This window comes from Pontiella desulfatans (assembly GCF_900890425.1).
Classification (GTDB): Bacteria; Verrucomicrobiota; Kiritimatiellia; order Kiritimatiellales; family Pontiellaceae; genus Pontiella; species Pontiella desulfatans.
The window spans coordinates 673,331-692,916 of record NZ_CAAHFG010000004.1 but is presented as its reverse complement, the minus strand read 5'-3'; the positions used below and the strand labels follow the sequence as shown (position 1 = coordinate 692,916).

The window sequence follows — 19,586 nt, the reverse complement described above, 5'->3', positions numbered from 1 at the left end:
AGCCACCTTGCATACTCTGAAATTATAGTATCAGGGACGGGGAGAGCGCATAAACCCATTCGTCATAAATGGTGCCGCCCGGGAGCTACCCCTTGGGGGTGCCCCATAGGGTCTCTGGTTGCTACCAATCGATCGTAAAAAAAGTGCGCCGGAATATCCATTTCTCCATTTCCTCATTTAGGGATATTTAGACTTTTTAATGCACCACGCTCCCAATTCTCCCGGCACATGCAAGCATTCCATAGCCTTTCATCAGCAAAGGAGCCCGTTGTTTAAGCGAAAGCACCGGAAATTCCCCGGATAACACATCTCGGATGTATTACGGATGCACTATCAAGGGTTCAACGGTAGGCACACGTCCAGACAGCAGTAGACACATAGGAATGAGGGATTTACCTCAAAACCCCTGAAAACATTGGATTTTATTAGGGAAAGAGTGGAGCCAATGATCCGATTCGAACGGACGACCTGCTCATTACGAATGAGCTGCTCTACCAGCTGAGCTACATTGGCCTCTCGAAAGAAGGGAACGTGTTTACGAAAATGGGCGTTCCGGGTCAATTCGGATCTGTGGCTTTTTTGTTGCCGCTACCGGTGCTCGGAGAGTTGGTGCAGGTTCAGGTTGAGATCCTGCCAGAGGTTTTCGGTGGCAAACTCGGGATACTCCCCATTGCTGTCGGCCATGTCGAGAATGGTGGCGACGCCGGAGCCTTCGATGCGGAACACTTCCAACCGGAAGTCGCGCATGGCGCGGCCGGAGGCGAGTTTGACATGGCCGCATTTGGCGATGGTTTGGATGACCTTTCGCTTGATCAATGTGCCGGACTTGACGTTGAGGTCGGCCTCGGTGATGTAGGCGAGCTCGCGCCCTTTTTCATCGCGCCAAACGAGTTTCGCGCGGCGTAGCTGGACGAGGGTTTTCTCGTTTATGGCGTAGGCCGGGAATTTGGGAAGGGCGTCGTTTTCATCCATTGTTGCGGGATTAAGCCCAAGAATGGCACCAAGCCGGGCGCCCACGCCGTTCAACACGAGTGGCTCCCAGTTGCCGCTCGTGGGGATACGGCGGAATTCGATATCGAGATTGGCAATGATCAGTCTGCGGACGAGGGGTACGTCTTTGTACAGCGGGCCATGCCAGTTGAACAACACCTTGGCATCGGGAATGACGGCGCCTTCGAAACCGAGTCCCTGCAGGTGCAAGCCCAGCAGCGGCGTGGCGCCGCATTTTTCGAGGGTGATGAGCTGGCGGGTGCCGTTGGACAACTTGTCGGCGACCAGGGTGCGGAAGCCGTCGGTGCGGGTGATGACGTGCACACCGATGTATAGGATCAGCAAGAGCGTGGTGGCGGTGACCAGGTTGCGCTTGATCCGCACCTTCAGGGGTCTTTTCTTTTTTGCGGTTTTCACTTTAGCCATTTGCCAGCTCCTTCGAGCGCGCCTGGGCCGCCAGCAGCGCGGCCACAACCGAGTCCTTCACATGCCGCTCTTCCAGGGTATTGATGGCGGCTTCGGTGGTGCCGCCCTTGGAAGTGACCTTCTTGCGCAGAACAGCGGCATCCTCGCCGGTTTCCTGCATCAGTTTAGCGGCGCCCATCACGGTTGCGAGCGCCAATTCACGGGAAATTCCTTGCTCCAATCCCATCTTCCCAGCCGCCTCGAGCATGCTTTCGAGCAGGTAGAACACATAGGCGGGGCCGCTACCGCTCAGCGCGGTGACGGCATCGATCTCCTCTTCCGCCACAATCACGGCCGAGCCCACCGCACCCAGCAGTTTTTGCGCAACCTGCAGATCGGATTCCGTTGCCCGTTCCCCCGCCGCGATCCCCGCCGCCCCCATGCCAACAAGCGACGGCGTGTTCGGCATAACCCGCACCACCCGGAGCGGCTGGCCATTGGCGATTTTGGCCGACGGGATGCCGGCCATGATGCTCACAACGAGGGCATCGGGCTTCAGGGCGCCTTCGATCTCCGGCCAGACCGAAGGGAAAACCTGCGGTTTGACGGCGAGCACCACCACATCGGCTTTGGCCACCGCGTAGGCATTGTCGTCGGATGTGCTGACATCGTATTTCATGAGAAAATGGGTCAGTCGCTCTTCCGAAACATCCGTTACGCAGACATTGGCGGCGGCAACCACCTTGTTCTTCACAATCCCTGCAACAATGGCCTCGGCCATGTTGCCCGCTCCAATAAATACAATGTTCATGCTTTTCCTTTGTTGCAGTTATGCTGACGGCCGTCAGCATAACTGTGACGCCTAGTTTCGTGATCCAAACAAATCGGTTCCGATGCGGACCCAGGTGCTGCCTTCTTCGATGGCGACTTCGAGATCGTGCGACATGCCCATGGAAAGCTCGGGCAACGGGGTTGCGGTTTCCTGCTGCAGGCGGTCGCGCAGCTCGCGCAGGGCGCGGAAGTGGACGCGTGTTTTTTCCGGATCGGGGGAAAAGGGCGGGATGGTCATCAGGCCGTGCACCTCGCACTTCTGCAGGCGGTTGGCCGTTTCGATGACCCCGGCCACCTCGTCGGGTTTCATGCCGAACTTGGCGGCCTCGCCGGAAACATTGACCTGCAGCAAAACCGGGAGGGTGGTTCCGGCATGGCTATCGAGCGCTTCGAGCAGCTTGAGCGAATCCACGGAATGCACCATCTGGAAAAACCGGGCGGCAATCTTGGCCTTGTTGGTTTGCAGATGCCCGATCAAATGCCACTCGAGTCCGGGCGGGCACAGGGGGATTTTCGACTGCGCCTCCTGCACCCGGTTTTCGCCAAAGAGGCGCAGCCCGCATCCGGCGGCCTCGCGTACGGCTTCGGGGGGCTTGGTTTTGGAAACGGCCAGGAGGCGGACTTCCTCGCGCGAGCGCCCGGCGTTTTGACAGGCCTTGGCAATTCGCTGCTCCACCCGCTCCAACCGTTGCTCAAATGTTTCGTTCATGCCGTTCGTTTCCCATTTACAAGACCAACTGTCCCTTCAAAGAGGCCTAGCATACCAAACATGGCGATCCCGGAAAGCGTTGTTTTGCACCGAAACCTGCCCGGAAAATCGGGCCAAGGATGCCTGCGTTTTTTAATTGCAATACTTTTGGTCCTATTTAGAATGCCCCTAGTTTCTGACGGAGATGTGACCGTCGGGCGAGTTCATTCGGAACCAAACATAAGGAGAGATAGAATGAAAAAGTTGATCGTAGTGGCACTCAGTTGCGTAGTGGCTTCCAGCGTTATGGCGAAAGATGCAGCCTTCCAGTTATCGCTGACCCCCGACATCGCACTCCAGGATCGGGATGCCAATATTACCGGAGTCTCCCTGGGTGTGTGGAATGAAAACCCAAGCCCCACGTTTAACTGGCAGTTCGGTTTCGTGAACGGCGCCACCGGCGACAGTGTCGGTCTCCAGTGGTTTATCTTCCTGCCGACCATCTTCAACTATGCCGAAAACTATACCGGAGCCCAGATGGGCTGGGTCAACTATGCGTCCGGCGACATGAAAGGCCTGCAGTGGGGCTGGATCGGCAACTATGCCGGCAACCTGACCGGCGTACAGCTGGGCACGGTCAACATTGCCCAGGGCGTTGAAGCCGGCTTCCAGTGGGGCTTGGTGAACTATGCCGCAACCGCGAACAACCTCTTCCAGCTAGGCTTGGTCAACATTATTGCCGACAATGCCTGGTTCAAGGATTTCCCGGGTGATCTGGCCCAGGGCATGATCATTGTCAACTGGAGCTTCGGCGGCGAATAATTCGAGCCAGGGCCAGTTCTGTAAAACCGCGGGGCGATCCCGCGGTTTTTTTTGCGCCTATCTCCGGCGCTGCGGCGGGGCGCAGAGTTTGGCCAGCAGGGTCTCGAGCATCAGTTCGTGGGGGATTGATCCGCCCGAAAGCATCCGTTCATGCGTATCCACCACCAGCCGCTTGCTGGCCGCCAGGCGCGTAACGGAATAGGGCGCGGCCTGGTTGGCGATCTTCGAGGCGCGGAACCAGTGCATCGTGCGCGGGTCGTCGGGCATGGCCTCGAAATAGTCGTCGATCTCCTGGCCGGATGCCCACTGGATCCGGTTGCCGTTCATGCGCAGCCAGCCCGCCTCCATGTATTCGCGGAAACGCAACATGTTCTGATACATGCTCTCGATCTGGATAATCAGCCCAATGGCCGTCTGCTTCTGGAACAGGAGCTGCCGGAAAATGCGGATGGCAACGGCCAGCTTGCGTTCGGCAATGGCATCGGTGAAGTCCCAGGTGATGGCCTCGCCGGAAGAGGAGGTCATCAACTGGACATCGGCCAGCTGGATGGTCTTGTCGGCGCCCTTGAACAACACCAGCTTTTCAACCTCGTTCATGATCTGGCGCGTCTCGAATCCGGTTCGGTCGATGAAGACTTGGGCGGCATCGTTGTCGATGGAATAGCCTTCGCGCTTGAAGAGGGAGAGGGCGCGCTCGAGAGCCACCGGGCGTGCTTCGTAGTCGCGTTCGGGAATATTGAATTCCTCAAGCTGGACGACCTCCTTCAACGCCTTGTGGAAGGCTGAGCGCTTATCGATTCCCGGAGCGGAAATGATCAGGAACTGGTCGGGCGAGAGCCCGGATTTCAGGTCGTTCGAAAGCTCGCCCAACAGACGCTTCACATCGGCGTTCTTCATGATCACCGCGTTTTTCAAGAACGCGACCTCGCGGAACCAGACCACCTTCTTGCCACCAAACAGGCCTACCGTCCGGAACGCCGCGATGCATTGGTCGACCGCCGCGACCGCCTCCTCGATTTTCGAGGCACTGCCGTCGATGATCTCCAACGAGAGCGCCTGCTCCTCCGCCGGGCAAACCTGGTCGACCTTTTTCCGGGCGTTGAGCCCCACCAGGTATTCATCGTTGCCACAATAAAAATATACGTTGTCCGCCATGAAATTGTTCCTCTTCCAATCCGCACAAGATATGATTTAATCCCTGTGTTTGAAACTGAAAACCACAAAGGGATAATTGGGCAGAAAGATAATAGGCAGAAAAATCTGATCCGGTTTATGCTCAGCAGATAGTTCTGCCGCAAATATTCTGCCTGCAAGTCGAGAGAAATAGATTATGCAAAAGACGATTTGGGCGCCGTGGCGCATTGAATATATTCTGTCCGACAAGGAAGAGGGGTGCTTCCTCTGCAAGATGTTCGCGGATGCGGCCGACCGCGACAACCTCATCCTCAAACGGGGCAAAACCTGCGCCGTGGTGATGAACCGCTACCCCTACACCGGCGGCCACCTGATGGTCACCCCCTACCGGCATCTCGAAAACCTCAAGGACATGACGCCCGAGGAGCGGCTCGAAATGACCGACCTCACCATCGAGGCCGTCGAAATCCTCAAGGCTGAACTGAAAACCGACGGGCTCAATCTGGGCTACAACCTTGGCGCCGCCGCTGGTGCCGGCCTGAAAGACCACATCCACCAGCACATTGTTCCACGTTGGATAGGCGACACCAACTTCATGCCGGTGCTCTCCGACACGCGCGTCATGCCGCAGGCGCTGATGGAGCAATACGACGCCCTCTTCCCTCTGTTTAATCCGCCTGATTAATGAATGTGTAGCCGCGATCCATGATCGCGGACCGAGGTCGAGGACCTCGGCTACACCGGGCTCCCGCTTCAGGATGTTTACATGCACCGCAATGACCTGCTTTCCAAACTTTGTAACTATCGGGAACACTGGCCGGATGAGGCCACCATGACCGACCGGCTGATCAGCTTCGTGGAGCGCCATACCGACTGCTTTGAACGGTCGCTTTCGGTTGGCCACATCACCGGCTCCGCCTGGCTGGTTAACAAAGCGGGCACCCACGTCCTTCTGACGCACCACCGCAAACTCAACGCCTGGTTGCAGCTGGGTGGCCACGCCGACGGCAATACCGACATCCTCGATGCAGCCCTGCAGGAAGCCCGCGAGGAATCGGGATTGCCCGACCTTGAGCCGATCAGCACAGATATTTTCGATATCGACATCCATCTCATCCCCGCCCGCAAGAATGAGCCGGAGCACGATCACCACGACATCCGCTTCGCCTTCCGCTGCACAGGAAGCGAAGAATACGCGGTCAGCAACGAATCGCACGATCTCGCGTGGGGTACGATCAATCACCTCGATGAATATACGACCGATGAATCCATGCTGCGCATGGCAAGGAAATGGCTGAATAGATGAACCAACATTTTACCGAAATTACGCTGAAGGCAACCGGCGCAACGGCGCTGACCGAATCCGAAGTGATCCAAAGCCTTTGGAGCGGATATGGGAAGATTGTGCGCGTCGGGTTGGACGGATCCGATCTCAAAAGCGTCGTCGTGAAGCATGTGCATTGGCCGGACGAGAAGCACCATCCGCGCGGGTGGAATACGGGGCGGTCGCACGAACGGAAGGTTAAGTCCTACCAGGTGGAAACCGCGTTCTATGCCGAGTGGGCGGCGCGATGCAACGATACCTGCCGCGTGCCGGCATGTTTTGCACTCGAAACGCATGGCGACGAAGTGTTCATGGTGATGGAGGATCTCGATGCCTCCGGCTTCGATGGACGGCGCAGCTACGTTTCGGATGCCGAAATCAAAGCCTGCCTATCGTGGCTGGCCCACTTCCACGCCACGTTCATGGGCGAGACGCCCGACAAATTATGGCAAACGGGCACCTACTGGCATCTCGAAACGCGGCCGGATGAATGGGCGGAGCTGGACGATCCGAAGCTCAAAGCCGCCGCTCCGGCGATGGATCGGAAGTTGAACGAAAGCCCGTTCCAGACGCTGGTCCATGGCGACGCCAAGCTGGCCAACTTTTGCTTTGCCGCCGACGGCCGGGTGGCGGCGGTCGATTTCCAGTATGTCGGCGGCGGGTGCGGCATGAAAGACGTCGCCTATTTCCTCGGCAGCTGCCTCTGCGAAGACGAATGCGAGCGGCAGGAAACCGCCCTGCTTCATTATTATTTTGAAACTCTGGAAACCGCATTGGGAAACCATGAAAAGCAAATCGACTTCACGGCGTTGGAAGCGGATTGGCGGTCGCTCTACCCCGTGGCTTGGACGGACTTTTTCCGTTTCCTCCAAGGCTGGAGTCCCGGCCACTGGAAGATCCACCGCTACAGCGAGCGCCTCGCCCACGAAGTTCTGGAACAACTGAAATAGGCAACGAATCCTCCCATCCGAACTATTCGTTGCTTTCCATTCATTCGTTGCTACCCTTCCCGGCATGAAACTCAACACAGACAATTTAACCGACCTCTGCAATCTGGCCATCGAAGCGGCGCGGAAGGCGGGTGCGCATATTTCCAAGACGCGGCCAACGGACATCCGGCAGGATAAGGAGGGCGACAGCCTCGCCTCGCAGGTGCTGACGGAAGTGGATGGCCAATGCCAGGAGATGATCCTGGAAACACTTGAACCGACGTTTGCCGAATATGACCTCGCCCTGCTAACGGAGGAGAGCCCGGACGACGGGAGCCGGTTGGTGAAGGACTTTTTTTGGTGCATCGACCCGATCGATGGCACCCTGCCCTACATCGAAGGGACGTCGGGCTACGCCGTTTCCATTGCCTTAATTTCGCAGGAGGGCGTTCCCTACATTGGGGTGGTGTACGATCCGATCGAGCACATCCTCTACCACGCGATCCGCGGCCAAGGCGCCTTCCGGAACGAAAAACCCTGGACGCTCGGCCATGTGGAAGGTCGGCTGTTCATGAACACCGACCGCAGCGTGGCCGAACAGCCGGAATATCCGGCGTTGGTGGCTGGGCTGGAGAACTTTGGATACGGAAAGCTGGAGACCACCACGCACGGCGGCGGAGTGATGAACGCCATCTGGGCGCTGGAAAACGCGCCGGCCTGCTATGTCAGGATGCCCAAAGAGAAGGTCGGCGGCGGTACCTTCTGGGATTTCGGCGCAACGGCCTGCATCTACCGCGAGCTGGGCGCGCACGTGTCCGACATCCACGGCGACCCGCTCGATCTGAACCATGCCGACTCGATCTACATGAACCGAAAGGGCATCCTCTATGCAACGGATGCCGAACTTGCCCGCAAGATTCTCGCCTTGAAGGAGAAACTGATATGAAAGCACTCATCATCGCCCTGCTCGCAGCCACATCGGTGGTCGCCGCCGAATGGGAAACACTGGAAACCAAGGGGCAACCGAACCCCCGCCACGAAGCGGCCTTTGTGGAATTCGAGGGCGAGTTCTACCTGCTGGGCGGGCGGCGCATCCAGCCCGTGAACATTTTCAATCCCGAAACCAAAACGTGGCGCAACGCCTCGAAGCCGCCAATAGAGATCCACCATTTCCAACCGGTGGTCCATGAAGATAAAATCCTGATCATCTGCGCCATGACCGGGCGCTACCCGAACGAGACGGGGCTCGAAAAGGTTTTGGTCTATGAACCGAAAAAGGATACGTGGAGCTGGGGTGACGAAATCCCGAAAAACCGGCGGCGCGGTTCGGCGGGTGTGGTGAATGTGGATGGTAAGATCTATGTCATGTGCGGGATCGTCAATGGCCATGTGGGCGGCTATGTGAACTGGGCGGATCGATATGACCCGGCCACCGGCGAATGGACAAAGCTGAAAAACGCCAAGCACAAGCGCGACCATTTCCAATGCACCTACCTCGATGGAAAAATCTATGCGGCCGGCGGTCGCACCACCTCGAAGGAAACAAACCAAGTGTTCGACCTCACGGTGCCGGAGGTCGATGTCTACGACATCAAGAGCGGCGCGTGGTCGGTACTAAAGGACGACCTCCCAACCCCGCGAGCAGGCAACTCGACGGCGACCATCGGCCAGGACATCGTGGTGGCTGGTGGCGAGAGCATGACCCAGAAAGAAGCGCATGCCGAAGTGGAGGCATGGGATACGTTAAAAGAGAAGTGGCACGACTATCCCCCGCTCAAGCAAGGACGCCATGGCACGGCGTTGATCCTGCACAAAAACTGCATCTATACCTGCTCAGGTTCCGGTGGGCGCGGTGGCGGCCCCGAACTGGAAACCACCGAACGCCTAAAACTGTCCAAATGAGTCTATTTATGAATGGAGAACCGCTGTGCGAAAACAAATCCTGCTTACGGCACTGATGATGGCCATGGTTACCACCGCCCAAGAAGATCCTTTCCTCTGGTTGGAGGAGGTGGATGGTGAAAAAGCGATGGAATGGGTCGAGCAACAGAATACGGCCACGACCAACGTGTTGAAACAGCATCCGAAGTTCGGGCAGGTCTACAACAAGACGCTGGAGATCCTCAACTCGAAGGAGCGCATTGCCTATCCGGCGATCCGTGGCGACCATGTCTATAACTTCTGGCAGGACGAAACCTACCCGCGCGGAGTCTGGCGGCGGACTAAACTGGAGGCCTATCTCAAGGATGCCCCCGAATGGGAAATCCTGCTCGACCTTAGCAAGCTCTCCGAAAAGGAGGGTGAAAACTGGTCGTTCAAGGGCGTGGACACGCTCCATCCCGACTTCGACATCTGCATGCTGCGCCTTTCGCGCGGTGGCGGCGATGCGGTGGTCAGCCGGGAATTCAACATCGGGGAAAAGGCGTTTGTTCAAGGCGGCTTCGTTTTGGAGGAAGCCAAGAGCGACACCTCGTGGCTGGATCGCGACACGCTGCTGGTCGGCACCGACTTCGGTGAAGGTTCCATGACGGCCTCCGGCTATCCGCGCCAAGTGAAGAAGTGGACGCGCGGCACACCGCTGGAAAAGGCCGGGCTGGTCTTCGAAGGAAAGCACGACGATGTGAGCGTGCGGTCGTTTGTGCAGAACACGGTCGCCCGGAAATATGCCGTGATAACGCGCGGCATCTCGTTTTACGAGAGCGAATACCATGCCTATGAGACGGGTAAGTTGATCAAGCTCGACCTGCCCCTCGACGTCGATGTCAGCGGATTCTTCAAGGGACACCTCTTGGCGAAACCGAAAAAAGATTGGAACGTAGGTGGAAGGAAGGTCGTTGGCGGTTCATTGCTTGCGCTCGACTACCACGCCCTGCTCCAGGGCAAACATGAATTCAAGGTGCTGTTCAAACCCACGGAACGCGACAGCCTCGGCGCGGTTTCCTCCACGGAAAACCTGATCCTGGTTCGCGTCTTCAAGGGCGGGCGCTACGACCTGTTGATCCAACATTCGTTCGACAAGGGGAAATGGACGGTTGACCACGTTGCAGCGCCGGAACACGGCACCCTGTCGGTGGTTTCGGCGGACGACTATTCCGACCGCCTCTTCCTGACGCACGAAAGCGCCCTCTCCCCCCGCACCCTCTATTATTCGAAGGACACCAAGGAATTCTCGAAGGTCAAGAGCCTGCCCGAATTCTTCAACGGCAACGATTTCAAGGTCGAGTTCCACGAAGCCGCCTCGAAGGACGGCACCATGATCCCCTACTCCATCGTGCTGCCCAGGGCGGCCAAGCTCGATGGCTCCAACCCGACCCTGCTGTATGGCTACGGCGGTTTCGAGATTTCGCTTCGGCCGGGGTATTCGCCGGTGATGGGCGCAACCTGGTTGGCCAACGGCGGCGCCTTTGCCGTCGCCAACATCCGCGGCGGCGGCGAGTTTGGCCCCGCATGGCATCAGGCCGCCCTCAAGGAAAACCGCCAGCGGGCATACGACGACTTCATTGCGGTGTCGGAAGACCTGATCCAACGCGGCTATTGCTCGCCCAAGACCCTCGGCGTGAAGGGCGGTAGCAACGGCGGCCTGTTGGTCGGGGTGGTCGCCACCCAACGGCCGGAGCTTTACGAGGCCGTGATCTGCGCCGTTCCCCTGCTCGACATGAAACGCTTCAACAAACTGCTCGCCGGCGCGAGCTGGATGGCGGAGTACGGCAATCCCGATATTCCCGAGGAGTGGGCATACATCGGCAACTATTCGCCCTACCAAAACCTTGCGAAGGACGGCGACTACCCGAAGATCTATTTCACGACCACCACGCGCGACGACCGGGTGCATCCGGGGCACGCCCGAAAAATGGCGGCGCGCATGGAACAGTTCGGCCACCCCTTCTTCTATTTCGAAAACACCGAGGGCGGCCACGGCGCAGGCGTGACCAACGAGCAGAAGGCGATGATGGAAAGCCTCGGCTATGTCTACCTGCTGAAGATGCTGTCAAAGTAGCACAAGCCGGACAGCAAACGGGGCGGGGATATTCCTGCTCCCGTTCCTTTTCCCGGTTGTCATCCGCATGCCCCGTGGTTTACCGTGTTCCAATGTTTGGCCGGAGGGCGGACTGATTTGGGGAAATCCGGGAAAGGGGTTGCGATGACAATGCGGTGGATAATCTGGAGCATGCTGCTGATGGTGTCGTTCCAGGCAACGGGGAACGAAAACCGCAGCGACGAACGTCCGAAGATTGGACTGGTGCTCGGAGGCGGCGGGGCGCTGGGGATGTCGCATATCGGTGTCCTGCGGGTGCTCGAAGAGCAACGCGTACCGATCGACTATATTTGCGGCACGAGCATGGGCGCCATTATTGCAGGCCTTTATGCCAGCGGGATGTCGCCGGACGAAATCGAGGCCTTCCTTTCCGGGCTGGACTGGAACCAGGTGATGAGCGATGCCACACCGCGCCGCGAACTTTATTTCCGCCGCAAGCTCGAAGACCAACGCTATCTCATCGAGATGGGGCTTGGCCGGAAGGGCTTGAAGATGGGAGCCGGAATGGCGGCCGGGCAAAAATTCAATAACCTGCTGCAGCTCCAGGTGCAACGCGCGGCAACCATCACCGAGTTCGATCACCTTTCCATTCCCTACCGCGCCGTGGCCACCGATCTTCAGTCCGGCAGCGCCCATGTGATCGGCCACGGAAACCTGGCGCGGGCGATGCGGGCGAGCATGGCCGTTCCCGGCGCCTTCACTCCCGTTGAAATCGAGGGTCGGTTGCTGGTGGATGGCGGCATCGTCAACAATCTTCCGGTCGATGTGGCCAAGGCGATGGGGGCGGAGTTCATCATTGCCGTCGATGTTGGTTCGGCATCCGACGATGTGGATCCGGAAGAGCTCAAGGGCATTACCGGAATCCTGGGGCGCACCTACGCCATCATGCAGCGCCCGGAACAGATTAAGCAGTTCGAACAGGCAGACCTTGGCCTGCAGCCGGAGCTGGCGGATTTCACGGCCTCGCAATTCGCCCGCGTTTTAGAGCTGGTGCCAAAGGGGGAAGTTGCCGCGCGCGGCAAGCTCGATGAGATTGCCAAACTCAGCGTGGACAAGGAGGAATATGCGGCCTACCTCAAGCGCCACCGCCGCGCCAACCCCACCGGTGTGCAGCTTGATGCCATCGAGGTTGCAGGTCAGAGCCGCGTCAGCGAAAAGTCGATCCGCGGCCGCATCCAAAGCAAGGCCGGCACCTCGTTCGATGCCCAGACCCTGCAGCTTGACCTCATGCGCATCTATGGCATCGGCGAGTTCGAGCAGGTGCTCTTCCACCTGGATCAAAAAGACGAGGAAACGGGCTCGCTCAACTATGTGGTGACGGAAGATCCCAGAGGACCGCTCTATCTCAACGTCGGCCTTAACCTGCGCAGCGATTTCCAGAACGACACCGATTGGAACATACTGCTCAACCTGACGCGGCGGAGCATCGGCCCGCTCGGAGCCGAGTGGCGCAACGATGCCATCATCGGCAGCACCCAGGGCCTTCTTTCCGAGTTCTACCAGCCCCTGGGCCATGGCGGCTATTTGTTTGTTGCTCCGATGATCAACTACCGCTCGGAACTCCAGGATCTCTACGACGACAAAGACCACATTGCCGAATACAATGTGGAGAAGACCGAGGCCAATTTCGATTTCGGCATTCAGCTACGCCGCTTCGCGGAACTGCGCGTGGGGCCGGTATGGGGCATCGGAAAGGGCGAGGTCGAGACCGGCCTTACCGGATTGCCGGATTTCGACGACCACTATGCAGGCCCGGCGTTCAGCCTGATCGTCGATCAGAAGGACAGAACCTATTTCCCGCGGCAGGGCTATTATTTTGAAACGCGCGGATTCTTCCCGCGCGAGGATTGGGGGGGCGATGTTTCGTTCGATAAGGTTTCGGCCGACTTCATCCTAAGCCATTCGATCAACGACCACACGATGGAAATGGCGCTGGAAGGCGGATCCTCGCTCGGCACCGACATTCCAGGCTATGCCCAGTTCACACTCGGCGGGGCCGATGGTTTTTCCGGCCTGGCCCAGGATCAGTTTCGCGGATCAAGTCTTGGGGTGGCAACGCTCGCCTACCGCTACCGGCTCAAGGAGCTACCGGCCCAGTTGGGGCGCGGTATTTATACCCTGTCCCGTTTCGATGTGGGCAATGTCTGGGAGAACGGCATGAACTCCGACGTTCGGTATGGCGGATCGCTGGGGGTTGGCGTTGACCTGAATATTGGCCCGTTGATGTTAACCTATGGCCTTGCGGACGGCGGCTACCACAGCATCTATTTCTCGCTGGGCAGCGAGTTTTAAGCGGAGGGTTCGGTTTCCAGCCGGAAGCGCCTAATCGTCCTGCTGGCGGATTTCCATGGAGATCACAATGGCGGTCGGGTCGACCGCCAAGTCGGCATCGTTCACCACTTCTCCCGAAGATGAAACCGTGCAGGTTGAGCAGGTGGAACAGGAGCCATTGCATTTCGAGAGCGCATAGCGCACCCGGCCTTCGGCATTCAGTTGCTCCAATCGAGGATGAAGCTCTTCGGGCTTCATCTCGAACTGCAACGCAAGGTTGCCGACGGTCATCATGCGTCGAGGCGTTAAGACATCCATAATTTGATCGAGCATTTTTTTTCTCCGGTTGTTCTCTCCTCCAACCGTTGGCGGAATGTCTACCCGTTGTCCGGGGCCCGGGCGAGCATTTTCTGAAGGGAACCGAATCAGAGCCCGAGCAAGGTGGCGGCTTTGCCGCCCAGGTCGAGATAGGCCGCCTTGTCTTTGGTCAGGTCGAGGCCATAGGCGGGCACCATCGCGGCCAGCTGCGCCTTCCAATCGGCGGAAGCCATCTGGTGCGGGAAGCATTTTTCCAGAACCTGGAGGATGATGGATACCGCCGTCGAGGCGCCGGGCGAAGCGCCGAGCACCGTCGAGAGCGAGCCATCGGCGGAGGCCACCACCTCGGTTCCGAACTGCAGGCTCCCGGTTCGCTCGGCATCCTTTTTGATAATCTGCACGCGCTGCCCGGCATTGATCAGCGTCCAGTCGTCATTCCTGGCGTCGGGAAAAAATTCGCGGAGCATTTCGCAGCGGTCGTTGTGGCTCTTGCGGCATTCGTTGATCAAATATTGGGTCAGCGGCATATTGTCGCGTCCGGCGGCCAGCATGGGCGCCAGGTTGTCGGGCTTGACCGACTTTAACAGGTCGAGGTTCGAACCGGTTTTTAGATATTTGGGGGAAAAGCCGGCATAGGGGCCGAAAAGCAACGACTTGTTGCCGCCAATTACCCGGGTGTCCAGATGCGGCACCGACATGGGCGGCGCACCGACCGCCGCCTTGCCGTAGACCTTGGCGGCATGTCGTTTAACGATCTCCTGGTTCTTACAAACCAGGAACTGGCCGCTAACGGGAAAGCCGCCGAAGCCCTTGCCTTCGGGAATGCCGGATTTCTGCAGCAGCGGCAACGCCCCGCCGCCTGCCCCGATAAAGACAAACCTTGCCGCAATGCTCTTTCCGCCAACAAGGCCCACTTTCCAGCCATCACCTGTCCGGCGAATGCTGCCGACCTTGGTATCGAGCGCCAGCTCAACGCCATCGAGGGAAACCAGATGATCGATCAGTTGCTTGGTGAGCGATCCATAGTTCACATCCGTGCCCGCTTCCACCCGGGTGGCCGCCAGGGATTCACCGGAGGGGCGACCTTCGGTCAAAAGCGGCGCCCAGCCTTCTATGGTCGCCCAGTCCGTCGTGAACCCCATCGTTTCGAACAGGTGGCTTTTCTCCATGGCCGCATGGCGCTTGCGCAGGAAGTCCTGGTTCGATTCGCCCCAGACAAAACTCATGTGCGGACACGGGCGGACAAAGGAGGACGGGTCGGCAACAATGCCCTGCCCCGCCAGCCAGCCCCAGAAATGCTTGGTGGTTTCGAATTGTTCGTTGATCCGTGCGGCCTTCGAAATGTCGATGTTGCCGAGGGCGTCTTCGGGCGTATAGTTGAGCTCGCAAAGTGCCGCATGCCCGGTTCCGGCATTGTTCCACGCGTTCGAGCTTTCCTGCGCAACGCGCGGCAATGCCTCGACAATCTGCATCGAGAGTTCCGGGTTCAGTTGTTTGAGCATGGTGCCCAGCGTGGCGCTCATGATTCCGCCGCCAATCAACACCACGTCGGACCGCCCCCCAATACTTCCTGAAACATGATCGTTATTCATGGGATTATCAATACGGACTAGGACTGGGAAAGTCAATGCCAAGGCCCGTTTTTGGCACTTAACAAGTATTCGAACTGCCACTCCGGAAAAACAACGGAATTCTAGCACTATATTCTTGATACACTTATGACGGGTGCTGTATTTTACGTTTCTTAAACGGAAGAGGGCGCAACATGCCGAACTTAAAGTATTTAGGAGGTGATAAGATCAACTTAGTCATAAATTACATCTGATTTTAGGGCGTAGTGAATGCCGTATGTTAATTAACCTTGTTATTCTGGGAGGAATAGAAGTGAGAACGACGAAAAGATTCTTGGGAAGACTGATACATATCGTCATGGTGGCATTGGTGATGATGCCATCGCTCGCAGCCCTGGCTGCGCCGGAAGCCATTTGCGTACCGTGGAAATCGGACGAGAGCCTGCCGCACTGGACGTATGACGGGGCGGCAATCACCCTCAAAGGCATAGCGCGCGGGGATGCCGTTGAATACAAATGGGACTATGGGGATGGGAGCGGCGATACCGGCTGGATGACCATCGCCAACCCCTACAACCTAGGTGTTCAACATGTCTACACCGGAGTGCCCAACCAACTGTTTATTGCAACGCTGACCGTACGCAACGGACTGGGCGAGGAGAATAGCGACACCTACCCCATCCGCATGTTCGTCAGCACGAACCTACGCAACAACGACCATCTGGAAGTGCGCAGAAACATGGCGATCGACGCGGGGCTCTGGTGGTTGCATACGCGGCTCAACCGCACCACATATGCCGCAGGTTCGCCGGGCTTTGGGCAACCCGTCGGCTACTGGCAACCCAGCTATTATCCGCTGGCCGCCACGGGGTCGGGCATCGAGGCGTTCCAGCTTTCGGGGCACACGGTTCTATCGGACTACGACCACGACCCGTATACCGAAACCGTGCAACGCGCCATGAACTACCTGCTCTACAACATCCGCACCTACGCCATCGGTCCACAACCCGCGGGCGATCCCGACACCAACGGCAACGGCATCGGCCTGGTGGCCAACAACGAGTCCACCGCGCGCCAGACCTACATCGGCGGCATCTGCATGGCGGCACTGGCATCGAGCGGTGCGCCCAATGTCGTTGCCCAGGTCGGTAGCGTCAACGTTGTGGGCCGCACCTATGCCGACATCGTCCAGGACATGGTTGACTTCTTTGCCTACGGGCAGGTCGATTCCGGCTGGGGCCGCGGCGGCTGGCGCTATTACGCCAACTATACCGAATCCGACATGTCGACCTCGCAATGGCCGGCATTGGGCATGCTCGCGGCGGAACGCAACATGCATAGCATCGTTCCGGCTTTCGTCCGGGCAGAGTTGCCCATTTGGATGAATACCTCGCAAAACCTCGCGGCCGGCAATAATCACGGTGCCTTTGCCTACTATTATCCCGGTTATTACCCCTACTACAACATTACCAAACAGGGTGCGGGATTGATCTGCTACGAATTCCTTTACCTGAGTCCCTCTGCAACCCAGGTCGAATATGACGCCAAACTGGCGGCTTTCCTCGCCGACACCAGGGTGCAGGCCGGAATTGGCTTCATCTACCGCCACTGGAATGACACCGGAACAGGGTGGGACTACACCAAGTTGCACGGCAACAGCTACGGCATGTATGGACTCCAAAAAGCCATGCGCATCACCGATCCCGCCATGGCGGACGTAACGGAATTCGACTATACCGCCGGAACGCAAACCGCCAATACCTTCGACTGGTTCTATTGGCCCGAAGGCCAGGCCAACCAAGGCATCGGATACTATACCGTGGTGACCCAACAGGGGGATGGCAGCTGGGACGACACCATCGGCCCCAACGCGGTCTACGATGAATTCGCAACCGCATGGCGCATCTTGGTTCTGTCGCCCAGGGTAACGCTTCGTCCACCGGTTGCCGTGGTTTGCAATTGCGACAAGCAGGAATACAACCTCAACCAGACCATCCAGCTCGATGGCTCCTGCTCCTACCATACCGACGTCAAACGCTCACTTGTCCAATATGAGTGGGACTTCGACTACGACGGCACTTTCGTGGCCGATGCCAGCGGCATCACGGCGGAAATCCCAGGCGGCTACGCCGTTCCCGGCATCTATCCCGTCGCCCTTCGCGTGACGGACGACACACCAAGCGGTGCCTTGACGGATATCGCCATCTGCGAAATCGACGTGCACGAGCCCCCGCATTGCCCGCATGCCTACGCCGGCGGCCCCTATGTTGGCTTTGTCGGAACCCCCGTCCAATTCGACGCAACCCGTTCGTGGGACCCCGACGCCGCCGAGTTCCCCTACCTCGGCGATCCGCTGGAATTCTCCCTCATCGAATGGGACCTGGATAACGATGGCCTCTTCGGCGCAGACGACCTCGATTGCTTCGGCATCGGCTCCGACGCCTTCGGCAACCAACCGCAATGGGTCTGGCATGCTCCGTACGAGGGCATTATCGGCCTGCGGGTTACCGATACGGGCATTGCCGACAACGGCGAGATCTTTGAAATTTGCCAAGACTTGGATTTCACCGAGATCAAAATCGGCAACCATCGACCGATCGCGGATGCAGGCGGGCACTACATGGTTCCGACCAACACCTGCTTCGAGCTCGATGGCAGCGGATCGTTCGATATCGACCCCGGCGACTACATCGCGTCCTATGCATGGGATCTCGATAGCGACGGTGTCTTCGACGACAGCTCCGAGACCAACCCGACCTTCTGCGTTTCGGGCGAGCTCGGCAAGGTCTACGACATTGCCCTGAAGGTTACCGACAGTTTCGGCGAAACAGCTGTTGACCACACCACCGTCACCATCATTTCCAACCAGGCACCGGTTGCCCTTTGCACGGATGTCGTGGTGGGAACCGATGCCGGCACGTGCAGCGCAAATGCCTCGATCGATGACGGCTCCTTCGATCCGGATGGCGATGCCATCATCATCGAGCAAATCCCGGCCGGCCCCTACCCGCTGGGCGACACACAGGTAACCCTGCTGGTCACCGATGACGGCGGATTCTCCGACTGGTGCATCGCAACCGTAACGGTCGAAGACCGCACGCCGCCGGAAATCCTCGATGCCGCCGCAGCGCCGAACCCGGCCATGGCAGGCGATACCGTGAGCTTCACGGTCGATGCGACCAACGCCTGCGACGCCCTGCTGGATGTGGTTTGGGACTTCGGCGACGGATCGCCTCCCACCACCGACACGGCCCATGCCTATGCCGCCGACGGAACCTATAAGGCGATCGTTACGGTAACGGACGATGCCGGCAATTCCGCCAGCGCCCCGGTCACCGTTGTTGTTGGCGACTCCCTCACCGGTTTTGTTTTCGGTTGGGGCTGCATCGATTCACCCAAGGGGGCCTACAGAGCCAACGCATCGATCCACGGCGAAGCCCGCTTCGTGGTCTATGCAAAATACCGCGACGGCAATCCCGATCCGACTGGCCGCTCCGGCTTCAACCTCCAGGCCGGAAGCCTCAAGTTCATGAGCACGGGCTATGAAGCGCTGGTGGTCAGCCCGGATGGCAAGAACGCCCAGATCAGCGGAGAAGGTTGGGCCAACGGCAAGTTCGGCTATAAGTTCAGGATCTATATGCACGATGGTGTCGATGCCTTCCGGATCCGCATCTGGAAGGAAAATGCACTGGGTGTGGAAATCCCCATCTATGATAACGGGAGCAAGCTACCCATCTGGAAAGGCAGCATTGTTATCAGTAAGCAAAACGATCCGGCAAACTGGTGGCTGGAACTCTAGCCTCCTGGTTTTCTGGTAACCGTGCCGTTCCGGCACATGGATCAGCCCCGTCAGGAATGGCGGGGCTTTTTCATGAACGAATGAACTGCTAAAAGAAGTACTCAATCACACAACTTTATATTAGCATTTTCTAACATTTCTTTTTTATGTTTATTTTTTATTGCATCTAACTGCATTATCATCTTTTAATCCAACCCAACAAAGCGGGCGACTGGTTAAACCAATCCGGGCGTTGGCTATGTTTTTTGGAATCGTGGGGTTCGATTTCTTACAATGCTGGCCTGTTGGATAGTCCTTGCTTGGAAGGGAGTGCTTGAACAGCTGATGATTCGAATACCTACGAGGCGTTTTACGCAATGGGGTTTCATTGCGACCACGACCCCCTGAACCGAATTCCATTCAGCACGATCCCACTCCTTTATCACAAGGCATCCTAATGGTGGCACATCCACTAGGGAGGTGGTTGGA

The 19,586-nt window shown here is 58.0% G+C and carries 15 protein-coding genes and 1 tRNA gene; 9 read left to right on the top strand and 7 right to left on the bottom strand.

All coding sequences use genetic code 11. The features are described 5' to 3' along the window. Positions 1-437: 437 nt before the first annotated feature. The 4 genes from E9954_RS28450 to E9954_RS28435 form a co-directional block, all read right to left on the bottom strand. Positions 438-513, bottom strand: a tRNA-Thr gene (locus tag E9954_RS28450). A 75-nt stretch (positions 514-588) separates the two neighbouring features. Continuing rightward, positions 589-1,416 carry a hypothetical protein gene (locus tag E9954_RS28445; RefSeq protein WP_136082682.1) on the bottom strand — a complete coding sequence of 276 codons (828 nt, stop codon included), beginning with the start codon at positions 1,414-1,416 and terminating at the stop codon, positions 589-591. Then, the gene (proC, locus tag E9954_RS28440; RefSeq protein ID WP_136082681.1) at positions 1,409-2,206 is read right to left on the bottom strand and encodes a pyrroline-5-carboxylate reductase; all 798 of its coding nucleotides are present in this window, start codon (positions 2,204-2,206) and stop codon (positions 1,409-1,411) included. The genes E9954_RS28445 and proC overlap by 8 nt, the downstream gene beginning before the upstream one ends. A gap of 51 nt (positions 2,207-2,257) precedes the next feature. Continuing rightward, the gene (locus E9954_RS28435; RefSeq protein WP_136082680.1) at positions 2,258-2,935 is read right to left on the bottom strand and encodes a YggS family pyridoxal phosphate-dependent enzyme; all 678 of its coding nucleotides are present in this window, start codon (positions 2,933-2,935) and stop codon (positions 2,258-2,260) included. Positions 2,936-3,169: 234 nt separating this feature from the next. Here E9954_RS28435 and E9954_RS28430 point away from each other — a divergent pair, with 234 nt between their 5' ends. After that, positions 3,170-3,736 (top strand): hypothetical protein, encoded by a 567-nt coding sequence (locus E9954_RS28430; protein WP_136082679.1) that lies wholly within the window; start codon positions 3,170-3,172, stop codon positions 3,734-3,736. A 57-nt stretch (positions 3,737-3,793) separates the two neighbouring features. Here the strand turns inward: E9954_RS28430 and holA are convergent, their stop codons facing one another. Further along, positions 3,794-4,891 carry a DNA polymerase III subunit delta gene (gene holA / locus E9954_RS28425; protein ID WP_136082678.1) on the bottom strand — a complete coding sequence of 366 codons (1,098 nt, stop codon included), beginning with the start codon at positions 4,889-4,891 and terminating at the stop codon, positions 3,794-3,796. A gap of 175 nt (positions 4,892-5,066) precedes the next feature. Here holA and E9954_RS28420 point away from each other — a divergent pair, with 175 nt between their 5' ends. The 7 genes from E9954_RS28420 (at position 5,067) to E9954_RS28390 (ending at position 13,451) form a co-directional block, all read left to right on the top strand. After that, positions 5,067-5,555, top strand: coding sequence for an HIT family protein (locus E9954_RS28420; RefSeq protein ID WP_136082677.1), 489 nt, complete (start codon positions 5,067-5,069; stop codon positions 5,553-5,555). 81 nt (positions 5,556-5,636) lie between these two features. Next, a complete protein-coding gene (locus E9954_RS28415) occupies positions 5,637-6,176 on the top strand; it encodes an NUDIX hydrolase (protein ID WP_136082676.1) in 540 nt (179 codons plus the stop codon). Beyond that, positions 6,173-7,144 (top strand): phosphotransferase, encoded by a 972-nt coding sequence (locus E9954_RS28410; protein WP_136082675.1) that lies wholly within the window; start codon positions 6,173-6,175, stop codon positions 7,142-7,144. The genes E9954_RS28415 and E9954_RS28410 overlap by 4 nt, the downstream gene beginning before the upstream one ends. Before the next feature lie 64 nt (positions 7,145-7,208). Continuing rightward, positions 7,209-8,069 carry a 3'(2'),5'-bisphosphate nucleotidase CysQ family protein gene (locus tag E9954_RS28405; RefSeq protein ID WP_136082674.1) on the top strand — a complete coding sequence of 287 codons (861 nt, stop codon included), beginning with the start codon at positions 7,209-7,211 and terminating at the stop codon, positions 8,067-8,069. Then, positions 8,066-9,025 (top strand): Kelch repeat-containing protein, encoded by a 960-nt coding sequence (locus E9954_RS28400; protein ID WP_136082673.1) that lies wholly within the window; start codon positions 8,066-8,068, stop codon positions 9,023-9,025. Before E9954_RS28405 ends, E9954_RS28400 begins: the two co-directional genes overlap by 4 nt. A 25-nt stretch (positions 9,026-9,050) precedes the next feature. After that, positions 9,051-11,120 (top strand): prolyl oligopeptidase family serine peptidase, encoded by a 2,070-nt coding sequence (locus E9954_RS28395; RefSeq protein WP_222847357.1) that lies wholly within the window; start codon positions 9,051-9,053, stop codon positions 11,118-11,120. 150 nt (positions 11,121-11,270) lie between these two features. Beyond that, positions 11,271-13,451 carry a patatin-like phospholipase family protein gene (locus E9954_RS28390; protein WP_168442663.1) on the top strand — a complete coding sequence of 727 codons (2,181 nt, stop codon included), beginning with the start codon at positions 11,271-11,273 and terminating at the stop codon, positions 13,449-13,451. Positions 13,452-13,481: 30 nt separating this feature from the next. Here the strand turns inward: E9954_RS28390 and E9954_RS28385 are convergent, their stop codons facing one another. Both E9954_RS28385 and mqo read right to left on the bottom strand, forming a co-directional pair. Then, positions 13,482-13,763 (bottom strand): FeoC-like transcriptional regulator, encoded by a 282-nt coding sequence (locus E9954_RS28385; RefSeq protein ID WP_136082671.1) that lies wholly within the window; start codon positions 13,761-13,763, stop codon positions 13,482-13,484. A gap of 92 nt (positions 13,764-13,855) precedes the next feature. Beyond that, positions 13,856-15,340, bottom strand: coding sequence for a malate dehydrogenase (quinone) (gene mqo, locus E9954_RS28380; RefSeq protein WP_136082670.1), 1,485 nt, complete (start codon positions 15,338-15,340; stop codon positions 13,856-13,858). A gap of 313 nt (positions 15,341-15,653) precedes the next feature. On the opposite strand from mqo, the gene E9954_RS28375 reads away from it, so the two are divergent. Continuing rightward, positions 15,654-19,118, top strand: a complete 3,465-nt coding sequence (locus tag E9954_RS28375; protein ID WP_168442662.1) for a PKD domain-containing protein — start codon at positions 15,654-15,656, stop codon at positions 19,116-19,118. The last annotated feature ends 468 nt before the right edge of the window (positions 19,119-19,586 follow it).